This is a genomic window from uncultured Gimesia sp. (assembly GCF_963972345.1).
GTDB lineage: Bacteria > Planctomycetota > Planctomycetia > Planctomycetales > Planctomycetaceae > Gimesia.
The window spans coordinates 17,554-36,867 of record NZ_CAXAVM010000053.1; the positions used below are offsets into that span (position 1 = coordinate 17,554).

The 19,314-nt window shown below is 49.3% G+C and carries 11 protein-coding genes and 1 pseudogene; 5 read left to right on the forward strand and 7 right to left on the reverse strand.

Annotation, left to right across the window (positions count from 1 at the left end; all coding sequences use genetic code 11):
• Positions 1-931: 931 nt before the first annotated feature.
• Positions 932-1,768, forward strand: coding sequence for a ThuA domain-containing protein (locus tag AACZ40_RS11270; protein ID WP_291166856.1), 837 nt, complete (start codon positions 932-934; stop codon positions 1,766-1,768).
• 166 nt (positions 1,769-1,934) lie between these two features.
• On the opposite strand, the gene AACZ40_RS11275 is transcribed toward AACZ40_RS11270, so the two are convergent.
• From AACZ40_RS11275 to AACZ40_RS11305, 7 genes and pseudogenes are all read right to left on the reverse strand, one after another.
• Complete coding sequence (locus AACZ40_RS11275) at positions 1,935-3,311, reverse strand: Gfo/Idh/MocA family oxidoreductase (RefSeq protein ID WP_291166854.1); 1,377 nt, start codon at positions 3,309-3,311, stop codon at positions 1,935-1,937.
• Positions 3,312-3,629: 318 nt separating this feature from the next.
• Positions 3,630-3,926, reverse strand: a pseudogene (locus AACZ40_RS11280) (transposase); the annotation flags it as partial.
• A 6-nt stretch (positions 3,927-3,932) separates the two neighbouring features.
• On the reverse strand, positions 3,933-4,991 hold the full coding sequence (locus AACZ40_RS11285; RefSeq protein WP_291166852.1) for a Fic family protein: 1,059 nt from the start codon (positions 4,989-4,991) through the stop codon (positions 3,933-3,935).
• A 638-nt stretch (positions 4,992-5,629) separates the two neighbouring features.
• Complete coding sequence (locus tag AACZ40_RS11290) at positions 5,630-6,529, reverse strand: plasmid partitioning protein RepB C-terminal domain-containing protein (RefSeq protein WP_291166850.1); 900 nt, start codon at positions 6,527-6,529, stop codon at positions 5,630-5,632.
• On the reverse strand, positions 6,526-7,416 hold the full coding sequence (locus AACZ40_RS11295; protein ID WP_291166849.1) for a plasmid partitioning protein RepB C-terminal domain-containing protein: 891 nt from the start codon (positions 7,414-7,416) through the stop codon (positions 6,526-6,528). The genes AACZ40_RS11290 and AACZ40_RS11295 overlap by 4 nt, the downstream gene beginning before the upstream one ends.
• Complete coding sequence (locus AACZ40_RS11300; RefSeq protein ID WP_291166847.1) at positions 7,413-8,987, reverse strand: recombinase family protein; 1,575 nt, start codon at positions 8,985-8,987, stop codon at positions 7,413-7,415. The genes AACZ40_RS11295 and AACZ40_RS11300 overlap by 4 nt, the downstream gene beginning before the upstream one ends.
• Positions 8,988-9,109: 122 nt before the next feature.
• Positions 9,110-9,550, reverse strand: coding sequence for a hypothetical protein (locus tag AACZ40_RS11305; RefSeq protein WP_291166845.1), 441 nt, complete (start codon positions 9,548-9,550; stop codon positions 9,110-9,112).
• Between the two features lie 747 nt (positions 9,551-10,297).
• Here AACZ40_RS11305 and pglW point away from each other — a divergent pair.
• The 4 genes from pglW to pglX all read left to right on the forward strand — a co-directional run.
• The gene (gene pglW / locus AACZ40_RS11310) at positions 10,298-14,563 is read left to right on the forward strand and encodes a BREX system serine/threonine kinase PglW (protein ID WP_291166843.1); all 4,266 of its coding nucleotides are present in this window, start codon (positions 10,298-10,300) and stop codon (positions 14,561-14,563) included.
• Positions 14,554-15,978 carry an AAA family ATPase gene (locus AACZ40_RS11315; protein ID WP_291166841.1) on the forward strand — a complete coding sequence of 475 codons (1,425 nt, stop codon included), beginning with the start codon at positions 14,554-14,556 and terminating at the stop codon, positions 15,976-15,978. The genes pglW and AACZ40_RS11315 overlap by 10 nt, the downstream gene beginning before the upstream one ends.
• Complete coding sequence (locus tag AACZ40_RS11320; RefSeq protein WP_291166839.1) at positions 15,975-16,670, forward strand: HNH endonuclease; 696 nt, start codon at positions 15,975-15,977, stop codon at positions 16,668-16,670. The genes AACZ40_RS11315 and AACZ40_RS11320 overlap by 4 nt, the downstream gene beginning before the upstream one ends.
• Before the next feature lie 226 nt (positions 16,671-16,896).
• The coding region (pglX, locus tag AACZ40_RS11325) for a BREX-2 system adenine-specific DNA-methyltransferase PglX (protein ID WP_339674460.1) at positions 16,897-19,314 on the forward strand (2,418 nt) is incomplete at its 3' end.

The window sequence follows — 19,314 nt, forward strand, 5'->3', positions numbered from 1 at the left end:
CCTGCCGTACTGATAATTATCAGCTTCTGCTCCAAAACCAGCAGGTGGTTATTTGGGCGTTACGTTTTTATACCAATTTGCCACTCCCCGGCAGGTGCTACGCTTTCTGGCCGTTGTTTACATTTAGTGGAGGTGAGTTGCCTCTAACTCGTATTCTGATACATGTGAAGGTTTTGATAGAGCCAGAGGAGGCTACAAAACTGTCTGGAGCCTCACGATATATCGGCTTCATTAACTCGTTTTTCTCGGTGGGAAGGATCGGCAAAGGCACGATCGGACCAATTGCCGCATGGGGCCCATTCCAGGTCCGGTAGGCGTGGCATTTCAACTCTCCGCCGGCAGGGATGGGTGATTTGCGGGGTGTGGGTGAATGAGTCGCAAAAAGATTCCATCTTTTGGGAGCAAGAGGTCTCACGTTCGAATCGTGTCGAACCGACTTTAAACCATTTTTGAGAAAAGGTTTAAGAAAATGAAAAACGGTCCACTATCTACTAAATGGTAGTGGTCCAGTACGTGGTCCGTTATTCTGCGGTTTTCTGTACAAGATCACACCCTCTGAGACGCCCAGAATCGCTTCTCTCGTCCCTTGATTCCAACCGTGGGCAATTTTCTCGCACTCTGCCTCTAAAACGCTCCTGAATGCCTCTCAGGAGGTACGTCAGTGCTGAGTGCCTTAAACTCCAGAAATGATTTGACTATTTGGGCACAATTGGCAAAATTGAAGGTACTTATTCAGCACAGATAGCGTTACGGTTTTCGACCGGCAGGCGCTACGCTTTGATTTCAGGCCAAGCACTCAATGTTGAGGCCGTTCTGATCTGGAAACAACGGGGCAACCTGTTTTCTAAAACTAAAATAGTAGTCCAACCATTGAATACCCAGCTAGACGGTAGTCTTATTCACTGCCTGTCTCCACCACGAAAGACGTCCAATGCCAACCCGATATACAACCATCTCGATCAGTCACCACGGTCGACTTCTCGACCGATTCTGCACGTTTTCGATCTTCCTACTTTTACTCATGATGATCAACACGATGGCTGCTCAACAGGCACCAGGCGCCGAGATCGTTTGTTTGACGGTGGATGATCCGAACAATTACGAAGCGGTCACGTTTCTCAATCGCTACGCGACGCAGGAGCTTCGGCCGGCTGGCCATAGTGTTACGATTCTGGAAGGCAATCAGCCGTTGCCAACAGATATTCCTGGGCTGGTCAAAGCGGTTCCACGAGCCGACCTGTTGATTGTATTTATACGACGGGCAACACCGCCAGCCGAACAGCTCGAAGCGATCAAAAAACATCTCAATGCGGGTAAACCACTGCTGGGGATTCGAACGGCCAACCACGCCTTTTTGCCTCGGGGTAAGGATGCCAAACCTCCTGAAGGAGGAGCGGTCTGGCCGGAATTCACACCGGCTGTACTCGGCGGACAAAACACCGGCTATGAGACGCAGGGGTTGCCTTATCGGGTCACACGCCACCCAGATGCTCCCGCGAAAACGCCGTTCTTGAAAGGGATCGACCCATCCAGCATCCGCGGTTACCAGTCGCTGTACCTGGTCTTGCCACTCGCCGAAGATGCTACCCCGCTGCTGCTTGGTAAAGCGGAGACGGATACGCCGGCCCAGCCGTTAGCCTGGTACCGCACCTACGGTCCCAAACGGGCTCGGGTCTTTTACACAAGCCTGGGCGCACCCGAGGATGTCAAACAGCCTGATGTGATCCGGCTCTACAACAATGCGATCACCTGGTTGCTGGCCGATTGACGGGTCGTTTTTACACTGCCTCCTCGTCCTCCTCAATCCTGATTAGTATATCAAGTTCTGGATGCGGTTAGGGGGGGCAAGGTCAATGACTTTTTGCTAACCACGAAATACACGAACCCACAAATATTTCTGATCGACAAACTCAGTTGAGCGTGCAGTCCCCGTTTCAGATTTGCCAGGGCGTGCGATAGGGGCGTTGCAGCATCTGATTGGCTTCGTCATCACCGATGAATTGTTCTTTGTCCGGGTCCCACTTTAGTTTTCGTTTCAGCTGCATGGCGATGTTACCTAAGTGGCAAATACTGGCGGTAGAATGTCCGGCCTCAACGGGTTCGATAGGATTTTTCCGCGACTTGACGGAGTCAACGAAGTTCTGGTAATGATTCTCGCTGACGGGCAGGTGAATCTCCTCGGCTGTGATCACCGAATTCTTGATAGCATCCGAGGATGCTTCCACCTCGCGCATATTGTTGACACTGAATTGAACCCAGCCTTCGGTGCCCTCGATGCGGGCTCCAAACCCGGGGTCCTGTGTACGACAAATAAACTCGATGCCGTTGGCGTAGCGTGCGCGGAAGTCGGTTTTCATCGCGGTGGTGTATAGATGCCCTTTGGGCGGCCAAACGACCCCTGGTTGGTTCTCGAATTCCACCGGGCCAGTGCCATCCATATCCAGTGCCCACTGGATGATATCGGTTGAATGAGCACCGGTGTTGGTTACCTGTCCCCCTGAATAATCGAGATGAAAACGGAAACGGTACAAGCAGCGATCAAGATGATAGGGGGCCATCGGTGCGGGGCCTAACCACATGTTATAATCAAACCCAGCGGGTACAGGCATTTCCTTCCAACCTGGGCCCGGTCCAGCACCGCTGTTATTGATAATAGAAACCACACGTTTGACCTCGCCGATTCGACCATTGCGTACCAGTTCACACATACGGCGCACTACTTTATTCGAGCGATACTGAGAGCCGGTCTGTAAAATACGATTGTGCTTGCGAACTGCTTTGATCATCTGCTGACCATCGTGAACGGTGAGTGACATGGGTTTCTGGCAATAGACGTCTTTGCCGGCTTCACAGGATTTTACAGTTGCCAAAGCGTGCCAATGATCGGGCAAAGTGATCATGACGGCATCGATGTCTTCGCGTGCCAGAACATCGCGAAAGTCACTGTAGGCATCACATCCCTGGTACTTTCCCGAACGCGCCTTTTTGGCATAGTGCTCATTCACTTTTTTCTGAGCGGGCTCGCGTCCCAGGAAATGTTCTTTACGAGCATAGCCGCCACTGGCTTTGTTGACGTCACAGACGGCAACCACCTGGGCATCAGCGAGCCGCAACATACCAGGCAAGTCGGCACGACTCTGATTCCCACAACCAATCTGGGCAATGTTGATGCGGTTACTGGGGGCATTCGAACCAAAGACAGAACTGGGAACGATGGTCGGCACCATAAAAGCAGTACTGGCGGTTGCAATGAAGTCACGTCGCGTCAGCTTGCTGCTCTTATTCTCAGAGGGGAGCTTTTTATTTTGCATATTGGAGTACTCTTTCAGAGATTGAGTTTGGAACCGGTCAAAGTATGGCCTCTACGCTAAATCAGTGGCCGTTTTCACCATATCATTTTAGACCTCGTTGATGATATCAAGAGTTGACCTTCGCAGATAGTTTTTTTCGAGATTCTCTATATGGATCGAGCCTAGGAGCCTGGCCGAGAACAAGCTGTTGGAGGTTTGTGATCGGTGGGCGAAGGAGTTTTTCCTGCGCAGGCCGGAAACAGCCCGGCTTCAGGCCGTTTGAAAACGGAACAACTTTAACAGGTTGTGCGTCAGACTCACCAGAGTTCACTCCCCCTACATTTTCTCAAGACCGCGAAGCAAAAACTGGCGAAACCCCTGACACGCTTTGATCTGACCGAACACCGGTTCGACCTGCCCCTTCCGTCTGGAATCCGTTGCCCGGCCTTTTTGGGTGCGGAGTTTTCTGCCTATGCGTTCCTTCGCAGCCAGGTGGTTGGGGATGTGGCCTTGGGGACTCTCGGGGACTGACTCCCCATGCTTGAATTTGCCCATGGCGATGAACGGGGCCAGAACATGGGACTGCACGAACTCCACATTCGAGTCGCTGTAATAACCTGCAGTGCTGTTCGGCATTCCCTATCAGGAGTCATCCTCAGCGAGTTCATCATGAAACAGGCTGATGAAGCTGCGGTACATGAACTTGCGGTTACGGGACTGGCCTGTGGTTTCGGCCAGAATGTGATTGTCGACGAACTTGGAAACCAGTTCGTTGGCAGCCTGATACGTGGTTCCGATCAGCTCCTGAACTTCATTAACCGAAACAATCGGGTGTTGATAAAGGTGTTCGAGTACGCGGTGACCGTTTCCAGCGACTCGACCAAACTGTTCGGTTATAGTCTGTCGATGTTCTTCGCGCAGTTGAAGAATCCGTCGTGCCGTTTCCGTTGCCTGTCGACTCACTTCGATCACACCTTTGAGAAAAAATGTGAGCCAGATTTCCCAGGTGCCATGATCTCGAACCGATTGCAACTGTTCGTAGTATTCTTGCCGATGCTTTTTGAAGTAGTACGACAGATAAAGTACTGGCTTGAGCAGGATTTCCTGCTCGCAGAGAAGAAAGGTAATCAACAATCGACCGACGCGCCCGTTACCATCGAGGAATGGATGGATGGTTTCAAATTGGACATGGGCCAACCCAATACGAATCAATAATGGGAGCGGCGTGTCGCTGTGCAGAAAGGATTCCAGTTTAGAAAGGTGTTCCAGGACTTCCTGCGGAGGTGGAGGAACAAAGGTGGCTTCATTGAGGGAGCAGCCTCCAGGACCAATCCAGTTCTGACTCGTCCGCACCTCTCCGGGCGTGAGGTGGGAACCGCGTACCCCTTGCAGAAGTTCGGCATGGATTTCGCGAATGAGTCGTACGGAAACGGGCAGATCGGGAAGTCTCTGTAAGCCGTGTTTCATGGCACGGACATAGTTGACAACTTCATCGACATCTTGCGGACGGTCAGGAGCAAGAATCTGTGCTTCAGCAGCGAGCACGTCTTGCAGAGAGCTTTGTGTTCCTTCAATCTGACTCGACAAAACCGCCTCTTTCCGCACATACATATAGACAAACAGATCAGGGTGCGGGAGTGTCTGAATCGAGCCGTCTAACCGACCTAACGCACGATCTGCCTGAGAAAGTAAGACTTGCATCTCTGGGGCAATCTGAATCGGCGGATCAGGCGGTAGCGGATTCGGAATGAACGCGCGATACCCAGTCGGCTGACTAACATATCGGCCTGCACGAGTTTTGTCTGGTTGTGAAAAGTCTCCGGTACTCACTTAAGTTCTTTTCTTCAAGGATGATGCGTTTATTGTTAGTTGCCTTGAATAAGAACGGAATTAGCCTGCATATTCAAGGCTGCCTTTAGTATAAATGATATTTAAACATGTATTAAGAGTAGGGTTGAATAAGTCAAATCGTCGTAAACGCATCTGCGTATCGTTGTTTGGGTATGAAATTTGGGGCATTCTGGAAGATCGAGATTTATTCATCAGGTGTGATCCAGAAGCTTTTTTTTTAGATGATATTTGCTTGTTTTTTGATCATTTTCCATCCGAAAAATAATTATTTATAGGAAAATCTTGCTTTATACTTTCCTGCAATGGCATCTTTTCCTGTACGGGAAAGTGTTTTATATTAGAAAAATAAAGGCTGGGACAAATGGACAAAATAGTTGTTTCATAACTCTACGCATTATAATCATTAGTGACGAAAGACAGCGATGCGGAGGAAATGTTGTTTTTAGACCAAGTCACTGAAGAATTGCAGTATCTAGTACTTGAGGAAGTCAGGTTTGTGGAGTTTCTGTCAAGCTTTTGGATTCAGCAATTTTTTGGAACTCTGTCAGTAGTTCAGGGTAACTGTTAGCCAGAAAACGAACCATCCTGGCATTATCTAGTAGCTTTTTGAGATAGCCTACAACAATGACCAGGTTCAATACATTCTTGCCATGAGTTTCTTCAAGCTGCTTGAAGTCTCCGCTGATCGACTCCATTTCACGTTCCATACGAGCGATGTCGGTAGGTGATAAACCGTTGATTTCTTTCGATTGTTCAGATTCAACTAACTGATCCTGGGGAGTTGCTGCAATCAGGCATTTTACGTAGGCCACTGAAAAGTTACTCGAGGCACACATCAGCTCTGCCATTTCAATTTGACGCATCGGTTTAGCTTTTCGAAGTTGTCGAAAGGTTCCCGCGTTGGCTTCTTTTCCACGTAAAAGCTGAATGGCTTCAGGGCAAATTCCTACCAAAAGGTTTTTCTTTTCACGAATTTTAGCAATATCGACATTCAGAGCTGCGGCGATCTCATCCTCGGCGACGCCATTCTGCACGGCTTTCATCAGCATAAAATGCTCTTGAATTGCTGAAAGGCGATTCACTTTATGGTTATATGTGAATGCCTCATCATCCAGGGCAATTAAACAATCAACTGAATCCTCTTCCGCCTCTTTAAGGATGTCATATCGAATATGGCCATCGAGTAGCATGAAATCATTACTTTTGTCCTGTGGGTGGACCACTAACGGTTCGATAATTCCAACTTTGTTTATTGATGACAGTATTCGTTGATATTTCTGGGTACGGCGGGTGCCTGGTGTAATTCGATGTAATGGTAGAATGTTTTTCAGCTTGATTTTTCTGACAGCTGTTTCACATGCGAACGGGATTCGTTTTCGAGAAGTCATTTGCTCTCTCCATGTAATTCATTGGCAAGATAAGTGGGTAGTGTTTCAAGAGATTCGGCTCTTAGCAGATTTATAAAGTTTTCATCTTCAAATAGCCGACGCAGGGCTGTTACAGCAAACAATAACCTGGTTTCACACAAACGGGATTTCTGGATGATGGTTCTTTGCCGTGTGGTTTCATCCTGATAAGCACGTAATAATTTTTCTGATGAAAGCGCATCGCCGTTCCGTTTTTTGTTACCAGAGTGAATTCCTTTTCCATCTGTTTTACGTTTTTCCACGAGTCTTCGTGCTGCCAATAGCTTCTTCCCTCGTAATACATTATTTTCATACGCGTCTGTTAGTGCCTTCTGTATCTGTTGATCTTCAGAGCTGGCAATGATAACAGCAACGCTGATGGGAATTTTTCCTTTCTCTACTGCCTGAAGCAGTCGTTCTTCCCCCTTATTAAGTAGTTTGATCATGCCACGAACATACGAGACATCAAGGGCTGTTTTGGCTGCGATTTGTGAAAAAGAGTAGCCGCGTTCCCGCATAGCACTAATGTCACGGACGAGTTCTATAGACGAATGCTGCCGACGAGCCAGATTTTCAACTAAACTCATCAGGAGTAATTCCTCTTTCGTAACATGGACGATCAAGGCTGGGATTTCGCTTTCCCCGAGCAGTTGGTAGGCTTCATATCGTCCCTGCCCACAAACAAGGTGATAATCCTCAGCTCCGTTTGTAGATTCCTTTGGAGTGACTGTTATTGGCTTTTTAAGTCCTAGACTCGCTATATTATCAACGATCTGCTTAAATTTTCTTTTCCCCCGTTCTCGGGGGTTAAGGACAGTGATGTGATCCAGAGGAATCATGTAGATTTTTGAGTCGCGTTGGTTTTTCATGCTACTACCTCAATGTTTTCACGAGTTGCCAGTTTGGTAAAATAGTCCAGATTGTCGAATTGATAAGTATCAAGATAGATACCATTGGTTTCGCAAAGGAGTAGTTTCGGTTCTGAGAGATCCATCAATGGAAACAGGTAGTAATCTGTAACTTGTTCATTAGCGGGATCCATACGTACCAGGATCGTAATGTCGGGGGCTACTTGTTCGTTGATTTTAATAAACCAGCGCAGCGATCCAGCTGGAGTTGGCTTACATCTGGAGAGAACCATTGATGCACTATACTCACCGTTAATAAGTAACAAATCGGTGGCAGAATCCTGGGTGACCGAAGCGCCTACTGCGTCGAGGCGTTGTTTTACCTCGTCCATCAGGTTTGGATATAATTCCCGAAGATGACGGTTGATTTCGATATACTTGTAGTCTCTGTCCGGAGTATATCCAGCAAGACGATAAGCTCGAATGAGGCTCCCGAATCGGGATCGAAATGTTGTGGATGTAGGTAAATCATCAGCGGCATCAATGAGTGCTGCTGAAAGAGTGGGATGTTTTTTTGCAAGTATTTTCAGACGTTCAATTAGTTCTTCATCCGTAAATTTTCGGTTTCGCTCCTGAATAATACCCTGAGCAGTGAAAAACAGATCTGGTGAAATGATCGCATCAAAAACGCTATTTGCCCGAACCCACATGTCAGGTGAGTTACGGACATGTTTACGTTTGAGTTTGAAGGATGTTCGATTATAAATATTATTTCCGATGTATTTTTCATTTGTCAGCAGTTGGCTGATAGTCCCCCGGTTCCATTTCCGGCCCAGATCGGTCAACATTCCCTGATTGTTTAAGAGGTTGGCAATTTCTCGTTCGCGTTTTCCCTCTTTTATAAAGAGATTATAAACCCATTTGACAATTCGGACTTCTTCCTGGGGCCCAGGGATCAAAATCACACGATCAGTTTGTAAACTTTTTTGCTCTCCTCGTTTTAAGATCCCTTTAGGGGTACCCTCTTGATCAATCAGCATTCGCCGCAGACCATAGCCGGGAGCACCACCTTGCCTATATCCAAGTTCGATTAGTCGACACTGGCCTTTGAATACTTTTGCTGAAAGTTCGCGACTATATTCGCCAGCCATAGCGCGTTTCACGCTTTTGATAATGGTCGATGTCGGTCCCCCATCATTTTCAAACTGCTCGGCACAATAATGCACCTCAATGCCTGCACGCTTACAGAGATATTCATAGTAAGCACTTTCATCGGCATCCTGGAATCGTCCCCAGCGACTGATGTCGTAGACAAGTATTACCTCAAAATCAGCTCTCAACTCCTGGACGTCTGCAATCAACTGTTTTAGCGAATCACGACCAGCTACATTCAGACCACTCTTACCTTCATCCGCATAGGTTTTGACTATTTTATAACCCCGATTCTCAGCGTAGTCCCGTATTGTGTCTTCCTGGTTCAATGTGGAGTATTGCTGATGCTCTGTCGACATTCGAACGTACTGAGCGGCTCGAATCGATTCTTGAGTCTGATTGAAATTAGCATCTGACATATCATTCGCATGCGGGCTCATTGTTCGGCCTTCAGAAAATTGGAATAAGAAGTGGGAAATTCCATTCTCAGAATATTATGCCCTAGCCGCGTTTGATTTATGCTCTATCTCTGTTTGATTCGCGTTTGATTTCCCATTTTGACTCAAACAATCATCAAACCGTAGTAGCCTGATACACTTCCATCTATGGCGGATGCCAGGCCTTCCATTCCGGCTGCCGTCAGTTGATCACGCAATCTCTTGACTACACCCCGGATTGTTGATGCTTCTCTAGCACCATGCCAAACATCATCTAATAAATCCACATGTGCTACGTAGCAATTAGTAGAACGGGCTAGCCGATAAAATAACCAGAACAACAGGGTATTGCCTAATCGACATGTTCGTCCCCGCCAGCTAACAGTGAACGTTGTCCGATCAACAACTGGTCTACTAAAATCATTGAAGTCTCGAGTTTCATCAAGCTTTAAGATTTCTGCTAGTTCCAACGTTGCCTTTTCAATTTGCTTGCCTACTTCCTGATGTGAATAAACGCATTTCCTTAAGGATTGACAAATCTGTTGATGTTTTTCATTTGTTAACATTGGCCAATCTCCCAAAAGTTATGGTCTGTTAGTCCGAAAGTGAAGTTCCCGGAAAAAGTGAACGTTCTAAAAAGAGTGTAAACTATTCTGGGGGGAGTCCACTTCAGATCTAACTTGAACTTTAGAATTCCAGAGTCACCGTCACAGGGGAAGGGTTCTGTACCGGATTTCAGGCTGACTTGAGGGAGCCCAGTGGATTCATGTTAGCGTAATTGCTCCCGTTTCAAGTGGCTACTGTTGAAGGCATTCGTGGCAATAGTTGCAATTGTGGTTCAGTTTTTCTGGGGGAGTAGGGAAGCAAAACGGGCAAAGGAACTTAGACGGCATGAAGCCGAAAAAATTGCCAACCTGACTCCTGAATTACAGCAGCTAAACATATATGCTAGTGGGGATGATCCTTTTCCAGTAATGACACCAGCCAAATGAAGCAAAGGGTCGATTAACGAAGGCTGTTCTATTTTGTTGAAAAGTAGATTCTGAAGACCATTTCAATCTCTACCGGCTGGTTCCCAATTGAGACTGACGATTTCAGGTGAATTTTGAACATCATCTGTCTGTAAGCTTCGAAACATATTCGGACTTTGGTAGTCTGATATAGTTATTTCTCAGGAAATATGCTTTAGCGGAGCCCCCTCAGCAAAATTGTCTGAAGTCGTTATCAAAATGGGGGATAAGGTAATGGATACACGGTCAGGAACCGGCAGCAGTCGGCGTTTCTTGTTTGCGGATGGGATACATTGAATAACTATGGCGAAGTCGAGCAACTGGACGACTGCATCCGAATCAAAGTTTCCGTGGGAACGGGATGCGTTAGACTTTGTACGTGAAAAGTTTCCTGCGAGAGATCCTTACCGGGCCTGGGCTAACTTCGAGTTCATCGCAGACGACGGCAGTGTGAATGAGGTTGATCTGCTGGTATTCACACCTCAGGGCTTCTTCCTGATCGAGATTAAGAGCCGTCCCGGCAGGCTTTCTGGGGATGCAGGCACATGGACGTGGGAAACGGACGGTAAGTTTTCAACAGTTGATAACCCCTATCTTCTGGCGAATCTCAAAGCGAAGAAACTGAAATCATTACTCCAGAAACAGAAAGCATTCAAGAAGAAAGCCCAGCCACCTTTTATCGAAGCACTGGTTTTCTGTTCGGCACCAGGCTTGCAATGTGAATTAGAGGGTAATGCCCGCCACCATATCTGTTTGCGTGACCGTGACGCTGCCGAAGGCAAGCAGGAACGGCCTGGCATCATGTCTGCGATCATACAACGAGAATGCTCGGGGCTCGCTTCCTATGCCAGGGGAACTTATGACAGGCCTATGGCCAAAGCCGTCAGTCAGGCTATGGATCAGGCCGGAATCCGTCCCTCGCAGCGCATGCGAAAGGTGAGCGATTATCAACTCGAACATCTGATCGATGAAGGTCCCAATTATCAGGATTGGCTTGCGACCCACACGCAGGTAGCAAATTCAAAACGCCGTGTCCGTCTCTATCTGGTAAAAACTGAAGGGACTCCGGAATACCGGCAAACGATACAACGGGCTGCACTACGTGAGTTCCAGATTCTGGAAAATCTGGAGCACCCCGGCATATTGCGCGCCTTTAATATAACAGAACATGAACTGGGACCGGCGCTATTGTTTGAGCATGACCCGCTCAGCATGCGACTGGACCATTTTCTGATACAACGCAAAGACAAACTGAGCATCGAAGTACAACTGGATCTGATTCGTCAGATCGCAGAGGTGATCAGCTATGCGCATGAAAAGAAAGTCATTCATCGCGGTCTCTGTCCCCAGAGTATACTCGTTTCCAATCTGGATACAGATCGCCCCAGGATCAAAGTCTTCAACTGGCAGGTGGGCTTCAGGGACGGTTCAACTTCGACGGGAGTTTCCAGGATAGTCAGTGCCACCTCCCATGTAGATCGACTGGTCGACGATGCGGCGACAGCATATATGGCTCCCGAGGCACTTACCGATGCGAACACAGGAGAGCATTTGGATATATTTTCGCTGGGAGCAATCGCATATCACATCTTTTCGGGGCTCATTCCTGCTGCAAATGCGGTCGAGTTAAGTGAAAAGCTGCGTGAAACCAAAGGCTTGCAGATCAGCTCGGTATTGAATGGCGCAAGTGAGTGGCTGCAGGATCTGATTCGCTATGCTACCCACCCTGTGGTACCTGACCGCCTGGGGAGCGCCACCGATTTTCTGGCAATGCTAGATGAAGTCGAAAACGATCTGACAGAACCAGAACTTGACCATATTGAGGATCCGACCCGGGCTCAGATGGGAGACCTGCTGCCGGGAGGATACCGGGTAGTACGCCGACTCGGTCAGGGAGGATGCAGTGTTGCTCTGCTCGTAGAACGGGACGGTCAGGACTTTGTGCTCAAGGTGGCCAATGATCCCGGCCAGAATGATCGCCTGGATGACGAAGCCGAAGTCCTCGGTAAAGACGAAATGCGACACCCCTGCATCGTTGATTACGTCGATTCGCTGGAGATGGGGCAATATCGTGGCTTTCTGATGCGTCCGGTTTATGCCGAAAAGGAAAAACGGATCATCGAGACGCTGGGGCATCGATTGCGAAAAGACGGCCGCTTGAACAGCGATCTGTTACAACGCTTTGGAGAGGACCTGCTGGGAGTGGTCAATCACCTCGAAGAGCAGGGAATACCGCATCGGGACATCAAACCGGATAATATCGCAGTCGGTATGGTAGGGCGGGGCAGTAAGCTGCATCTGGTTCTCTTCGATTTTTCCCTCTCCCGAACACCAGTGGAAAATATCCGCGCCGGTACAACTGGCTATCTGGACCCCTTGATCTCGCTCAGGAAGCCTCCCCGCTGGGATCTGCATGCCGAACGCTATTCGGCGGCAATGACTCTATACGAATTAGCGAGTGGCTCGCTGGCGAAGTGGGGCGATGGATTGACTCAGCCCGATCAGCTCAGTCAGGAGACGGAAATCACGATTGATGCCGAGTTGTTTGAACCAGCGCTCCGGGAGCCACTGGCTGATTTTTTCCGTCAGGCGTTTCGACGTGACATTACAGAACGGTTTGATAACGCCGAGGTGATGCTGCGTGCCTGGCGAGATGCGTTTACCGACTTGGATTCAGGTGGTTCAATTACCGATCATACGGATGAATCCCAGCTACGAGAACTGTTAACCGCTGCCGACTTTGATACCACAATCGCAGAACTGGGGTTGGGGACACGCGCAGCCAATGCGTTAGATCGCGCCAATATCCTGACTGTCGAGGACCTACTCACTGTTCCGGTGCGGCAGTTGCTTCGCTTACGGGGTGTAGGAAATAAGACTCGCCGTGAAATCGCGGCTGTCGTGAAGGTTCTCAAGGGCTTTCTTGGCAAACCTGCTAAAGAGCAGCCACTGATTCCAGAAAAGAGTGACAGTGCAGCAGAAGATATCGCCGTCGAGTCTCTGAGTGTCGATTTACTGGCAGACCGCCTGCTCAAGACTGGCAGTCGTGAAAAGGAAACGTTTCAACAAACTGTTCGACTTTTTCTAGGGCTGGATCCACAACAGCAAACGGACTGGCCCAGTCAGGCGACCGTTGCGGAAGCGGTGAAACTGACACGGGGACGTATCGGACAGATTGTCGGCCAGCTGCATGAGCGCTGGTCAAAAGAACCCGCACTCACCCGTCTCCGTACCGATCTGGCTGAAATGCTCAGTCTGCAGGGGGGAGCGATGTCCCTGCGAGAGCTGAGCGAAACGCTGCTGGTGGCCCGTGGATCATTCCAGGATGAGCCACGGCGGACGCAACTGGCGCGGGCGGTTGTGCGAGCAGCCGTGGAAGTCGAACGGAGCAGAAATGAACCGCGATTCCTTGTGAGTAGAAATCAGGGTTGCATTTTGATTTCCACCAGCGCAGAACTGGCAAATTATGCCCGGCGTCTGGGGACCGAAGCAGACTCGATCGCCACTGAAGATCCCTTACTGGCACCGACCCGTGTGATAGAACGATTACGAGATCAGAAATCACCTTCCGGAGTCTCCTTGTCTGATACCCGGTTGATTCGACTCGCTGCGGAAGTTTCTGAGCACGCTGCGATTTCCAGTCGTCAGGAACTGTATCCGCGGGGAATGGATGCCGCTCGTGCTCTCAAACTCTCACAGGGAGCTTTGCTGGGACAACGTACGTTGACTGTAGATCAGATTCGAGATCGCGTCAGCGGACGCTATCCGGAAGCTGTTGCGCTCCCTGACCGCGAAGAGCTCGATGATTTATTGAGTGCTGCCGGGTTCGACCTTACATGGGATGACACAGCCAATAACGGAACGGGCTGCTTTAAAAGTCCGCTCCGTGACCTCGTTTCGATTACCAGCGGCAGCCAGTCGATTGAGCGTCGTACAACGCTACGCGGCCGTGGGGAAGCCGGCGATGTCACACCGGAGGAGGCAGACGCCCGTGAGTTCGAAGAACGTTTACAGCGTTCGATCGTGGAAGGTACTTTTCTGACTCTGTTAGTTCATGCCAAATATTACGATCGCGCCCGCAGTGAACTCACTCGGCGGTTCCCGTTACAAGTCGTCGATTTCGAGGGCCTGTTTATCGATGAACTACAGGAAACGGCCGCAGGAGCCAAAGTCAACTGGGATCTGGTCCTGCAGACCGATATCAACCCCCAGCACGGCGATTGGGACAAGCTGATGATGCTCGTCGGCCGGGCCATGCCTGCGGTAGAGCAACGGTTACTGCAGGCAGACAAACCCATGCTTGTCATCTATCCCGGCCTGCTGGCACGCTATGACCAGATGGACCTCTTAACACGGCTGTCGCAGAAAGCGGGACGCGCCGATGGCATTCCCGGTTTATGGCTGCTGATTCCGGGTAACAACCAGGCACTGATCGACGGCAAACCGGTCCCCTTAATCGGCCCCGGTCAACGCACTCGCATCCCGGAAAGCTGGTTGCAGAACCTGCATCGAAGCAATGGCGAGATGACTTCAAACCCACTTGAGGAGGGAGAATCGCAATGCGAATAGATAAGCTTCATTTGACGAATTTTCGCCGATTCAAAGAGCATTCCATGAAACTCGCGCCGCAGTTCAACTTGATTGTGGGTGATAACACAAGTGGGAAGACTGCAATATTAGATGCACTTTCGATTGCAGCCAGCGCTGTAGTAGCTGGCAGACGCCCCGAGATCAGTAGCTCTCGATCAATCAAGGATTCGGATGTACGCCAACAATCGTTTCTGCATGTAAGGACAGTGACCTGGGAACCACAGTTCCCCTGTATCGTTTCCTGTAATGGCGAGATTAACGGCGAACAGGGGGGATGGGAATTCGCAAGAGATTCCGAAGGAAAGATGAACAGTCGAGGAGCACAGTGGGCCAAGGACAAAATCAATGCGGTGCGTAAACATGTAATGGAAGGTGGCTCTGATCCATTACCGCTTGTGTGCTATTACGGAACGGAACGACTTTGGCGGCAAACCAATATTAAATCAACGCGTGATTACATGACTAAATCTCGACTCATTGGTTATAAACAATGTTTGAACCCCGCTTCAGATGAGACATTAATACTGGAATGGTTTCGTGATCAGGAGTTCGCATCTTTACAACGAAAAGTCGAGATACCGCTACTCGAGGCATGTCGTCGTGCGATATCAACATGTATTCGAAATTGTAAGCATGTTTACTTCGATGCTGTGCAAAAGCAAATGGTGATGATTGTCGAAGACACAGCCTTACCGCTCACCTTTTTCAGCGATGGTTACCGAAACATGCTTTCGATGGTGGCCGACATCGCAATCCGCTGTGTGACTCTGAACCCGCAGCTGGGCTCGGAAGCCGCTTTAGAGACATCAGGTGTCGTATTGATTGATGAACTGGATCTTCATCTGCATCCGAAATGGCAACGAGAAGTAATTCCGGACTTAATGAGTGCTTTTCCGCGAATCCAGTTCATTGCCACTACGCATTCGCCATTTGTGATCCAATCACTTCCACCGACACCAGAAGTCCAATTAGTGAATCTGGACGATCAATTGAATCAGAGCATTGAGAATAAAAGTATTGAAGATATTGCAGAAGAAATTCAAGGGGTTGAAATTCCGCAACAGAGTCGTCGTTTTCTGGATATGATGGAAAAAGCTCAGGAATACTTCTCAATGTTGCAGGATGATTCAATTGCAACAGCTTCAGATAAGGATGCAGTTAGAGATGAACTGGAAAAAACGATGATGCCGTACAGTGATAACCCAGCTTATCAGGCGTTACTAAGAATGCATGAAATCGCTGTTGAGTCACTTCTGGATTCGGACAAGATGAGCCTGTCTGATTCTATATTTCAAAAATTAATGGATGGAGATATATCTGACGATTTCAATAAACGCGACCAGGATGATGAGGAGGAAGAGGGGGGCACCGAACTGACTGGAGGCACGCCATGAGACCAGTCATACGAGGGGATGTCCCTGTGAATCATAATCATCAACCGGTGGTTTATAACGACTATAAAGATGCACGTGATGATCTGATTGAACGGATGGGGGACTACTGCTCTTACTGTGAGGTCGCTCTTAATTCCCAAGTTGATGTGGAGCATGTTCTCCCGAAAAGTCTGAATCCAGATCACGAACTCGATTGGAGTAATTTTCTGTTAGCCTGTGGGAACTGCAACTCAATTAAGGGCAATAAGGATATCGATCTGGCTGATTATTATTGGCCGGATATTGATAACACACTTCGTGCTCTGGTTTATGAAAAAGATATGCCTCCACAAGTCGTTGATGACCCTGATGTGGATTCAGACCGGGTTCAGGAAACACTGGACCTCACTGGTTTGGACCGCATACCAGGGCACCCCAAGTTCTCGGATCGAGATCGTCGGTGGCTCAAACGTATGGAGGCGTGGGGCATAGCACTCCGCGTGGCATCACTCCTGAAAGTGGATGATTCGGATGAAATGCGAGAGATGGCGATCGAAGTAGCTATTGGGCGCGGTTTCTGGTCTGTATGGCTTCATGTCTTTTATGATGACATCGACATGTGTCAGCGTCTGATCAAGGCATTTCCCGGCACTGCCCTGGAATGTTTCGATGATGATACGAATTTCGTTCCGAGACCCGGAGGTGCTTTGTAAACAGCCTGACAAAAAACATGAATCATATCCTTTGCGTCTTAGCGCCTTTGCGAGAAACATGACCGTTCGCGTTGTTAAAAGTCTCACACCAAGGCGCAGAGGCGCCAAGGGAGCAATTAATAAGAATGTGGGAAATGATCTTGGAGAGTGGGATCAGTAATCTGTTGAGATGAAATACTTAAAAAAAACTTTGCGACTTAGCGTTTTTACGTGAGAATAAACCGAAATGATCAACCGCTCTGAATTACTATCCGATCTGCAATCGCTGCTGCGGAAACTGGAAGCCGACCTGCTGGAACGGACCAGTTCTGCGGAAGTGCCCGAGGTGGGAGAATGGCTGCGCGCCGAGTATCAGAAAGCCAAAGACGCCGAGCGGACCGCGCATACTTTTAAACAGTGGCTGGACGACTTCATCACGCAGGTCGCCGCTGCCTGGGTGCTCAGCTGTGTGTTTGCCCGGTTTCTGGAAGATAATGGGCTGATCGATCCGCCGCGCCTCGCCGGTCCCGGTAAACGACTGGAACAGGCCCGCGATGAACACACGCTCTTTTTTCAGGATCCCGAACGCGCCAAGCTGACTGATCGGGAGTATCTGCTTGATCTGTTTACAGAACTGGCACAGCTGCCCGCCGGTCAAGACCTGTTCGGTTCCCATAACCCGATGAACGCACTGCCGAACTGGCTTGGTCCGGATGCCGCGGGGGAGCTGCTGCGGTTTTTCCAGAAGATCGATTCCGACACCGGCGTGCTGCTGCACAACTTTACCGATGCGGAGTGGGACACCCGTTTCCTGGGCGACCTGTACCAGGACCTGAGTGAAGCGGCCCGTAAGAAGTACGCCCTCCTGCAGACGCCGGACTTCGTGGAAGAATTCATCCTCGACCGCACACTCGACCCGGCGCTCGACGAATTCGGTCTCGACGCACCCCCGGTCAAAGGCCGGGACGGCAAAGAACTGGCGCCGGCCGGCTTCCGCATGATCGACCCGGCCTGCGGCAGCGGTCACTTCCTGCTGGGCAGCTTCCCGCGGATTCTGAACCGCTGGCAGAAACAGGAACCAGGTGCCAACGTCCGCGATCTGGTGCAGCGGACTTTGAATTCCATTCACGGCGTGGACATCAACCCCTTCGCCATCGCGATCGCCCGCTTCCGACTATTATTAGCGGCTTTCAAGTCTTGTGGTATAAAGAAAATGGATGAGAAGGTGGGGTTCGAATTTCATCTCGCCTGCGGCGACTCCCTCTACCACGGCCGGCAGCGACAAAAAATGTTCGACGACGACTGGACCGACGAGGCACACTATTTTCGGACGGAAGACGTAGAGGAACTACGAAGGATTCTGAAGGAAGGTACGTATCACGCGGTCGTGGCGAACCCACCTTATATTGTGCCAAGAGATAAAGCGGCGAATGAAACATACCGCCGTTTATATCCGAAGGCATGTCATCGACAGTATTCTCTTGCTGTTCCCTTTATGGAGCGTATTCTGCGTCTGGCAGTTCCGGGTAAAAATGGTTCCCAGATCTCAGGTTTCACCGGGCAGATCACGGCTAACAGCTTTATGAAGCGGGAGTTTGGTAAGAAGCTGATAGAATCGTGGTTTCCGACAATCAATCTCACGCATGTGATTGATACCAGTGGCGCGTATATACCCGGTCATGGCACACCGACCGTAATTCTCTTTGCACGAAATGAACAGCCGGTGATGGACACACTCCGTACGGTCATGGGAATACGGGGAGAGCCCAGCACTCCCGAAGATCCTTCCCATGGTCTGGTCTGGACGGCGATCGTAGATCAGGTCGATCAGCCAGACTCACAGAGTGAGTTCATCAGTACGGGTGATTCGTCACGTGAGTTGTTTCACAAGCATCCTTGGTCCATCGGTGGCGGCGGTGCAGCGGAATTGAAGGAACATCTTGAAAGTACTACAAAGCAAATCTTATCCACTGTCGTTGATTCTATTGGATTTTTTCAGGACACACATGCTGATGAAGCGTTTGTCCAACCAGCTGGAATGCCAGAACGACATTGTCTGCGTTCTGCATTTAAAGTTCAAGTGCGTGGAGACAATGTTCGAGACTGGCAAACAACGACCGATGAATTGATCTTTTTTCCGTATGATCAGGAACTCAATCAATGGGATGAAGTACCACGGAGTCCGGAATGGAACTGGCTCATTTGTCTGAAAGTAGAGCTTTGGAGTCGATCGACATTTGGTGGTGGAACTTATCGCACGTCCGGACGTCCTTGGTTTGATTATCACCAGTTTCCAAAGGATCGAGCTCGCACTCCAATGACTATCACGTACGGCGAAGTCGCAACTCATAACCATTTTGTGTTTGATCGAGGCGGAAAAGTTTTCAATAGAACAGCTCCCGTTATCAAGTTACCCTTGGAAGTCGAGGAGCCTGATGGAAATAAACGGCCGGTTACCGAAGACGACCATCTTGCTTTACTCGGACTTTTAAACAGTTCAACTGCCTGCTTCTGGATGAAACAGGTTTGTCACAATAAGGGGAGCACTGTCGATCAGCATGGAGCGCGACAAAGAACTTCTCCTTTTGAAGATTTCTTTGCATTTAATGCGACAAAGATTCTGCAATTCCCATTACCGAATCGGCGCTCGTACAAAATCAGCAAG

Coding starts and splice junctions, on each gene's coding strand:
- AACZ40_RS11270 (WP_291166856.1), top strand. CDS start 932: ATGCCAACCCGATATACAACCATCTCGATCAGTCACCACGGTCGACTT.
- AACZ40_RS11275 (WP_291166854.1), bottom strand. CDS start 3,311: ATGCAAAATAAAAAGCTCCCCTCTGAGAATAAGAGCAGCAAGCTGACG.
- AACZ40_RS11285 (WP_291166852.1), bottom strand. CDS start 4,991: ATGCAAGTCTTACTTTCTCAGGCAGATCGTGCGTTAGGTCGGTTAGAC.
- AACZ40_RS11290 (WP_291166850.1), bottom strand. CDS start 6,529: ATGACTTCTCGAAAACGAATCCCGTTCGCATGTGAAACAGCTGTCAGA.
- AACZ40_RS11295 (WP_291166849.1), bottom strand. CDS start 7,416: ATGAAAAACCAACGCGACTCAAAAATCTACATGATTCCTCTGGATCAC.
- AACZ40_RS11300 (WP_291166847.1), bottom strand. CDS start 8,987: ATGAGCCCGCATGCGAATGATATGTCAGATGCTAATTTCAATCAGACT.
- AACZ40_RS11305 (WP_291166845.1), bottom strand. CDS start 9,550: ATGTTAACAAATGAAAAACATCAACAGATTTGTCAATCCTTAAGGAAA.
- pglW (WP_291166843.1), top strand. CDS start 10,298: ATGGCGAAGTCGAGCAACTGGACGACTGCATCCGAATCAAAGTTTCCG.
- AACZ40_RS11315 (WP_291166841.1), top strand. CDS start 14,554: ATGCGAATAGATAAGCTTCATTTGACGAATTTTCGCCGATTCAAAGAG.
- AACZ40_RS11320 (WP_291166839.1), top strand. CDS start 15,975: ATGAGACCAGTCATACGAGGGGATGTCCCTGTGAATCATAATCATCAA.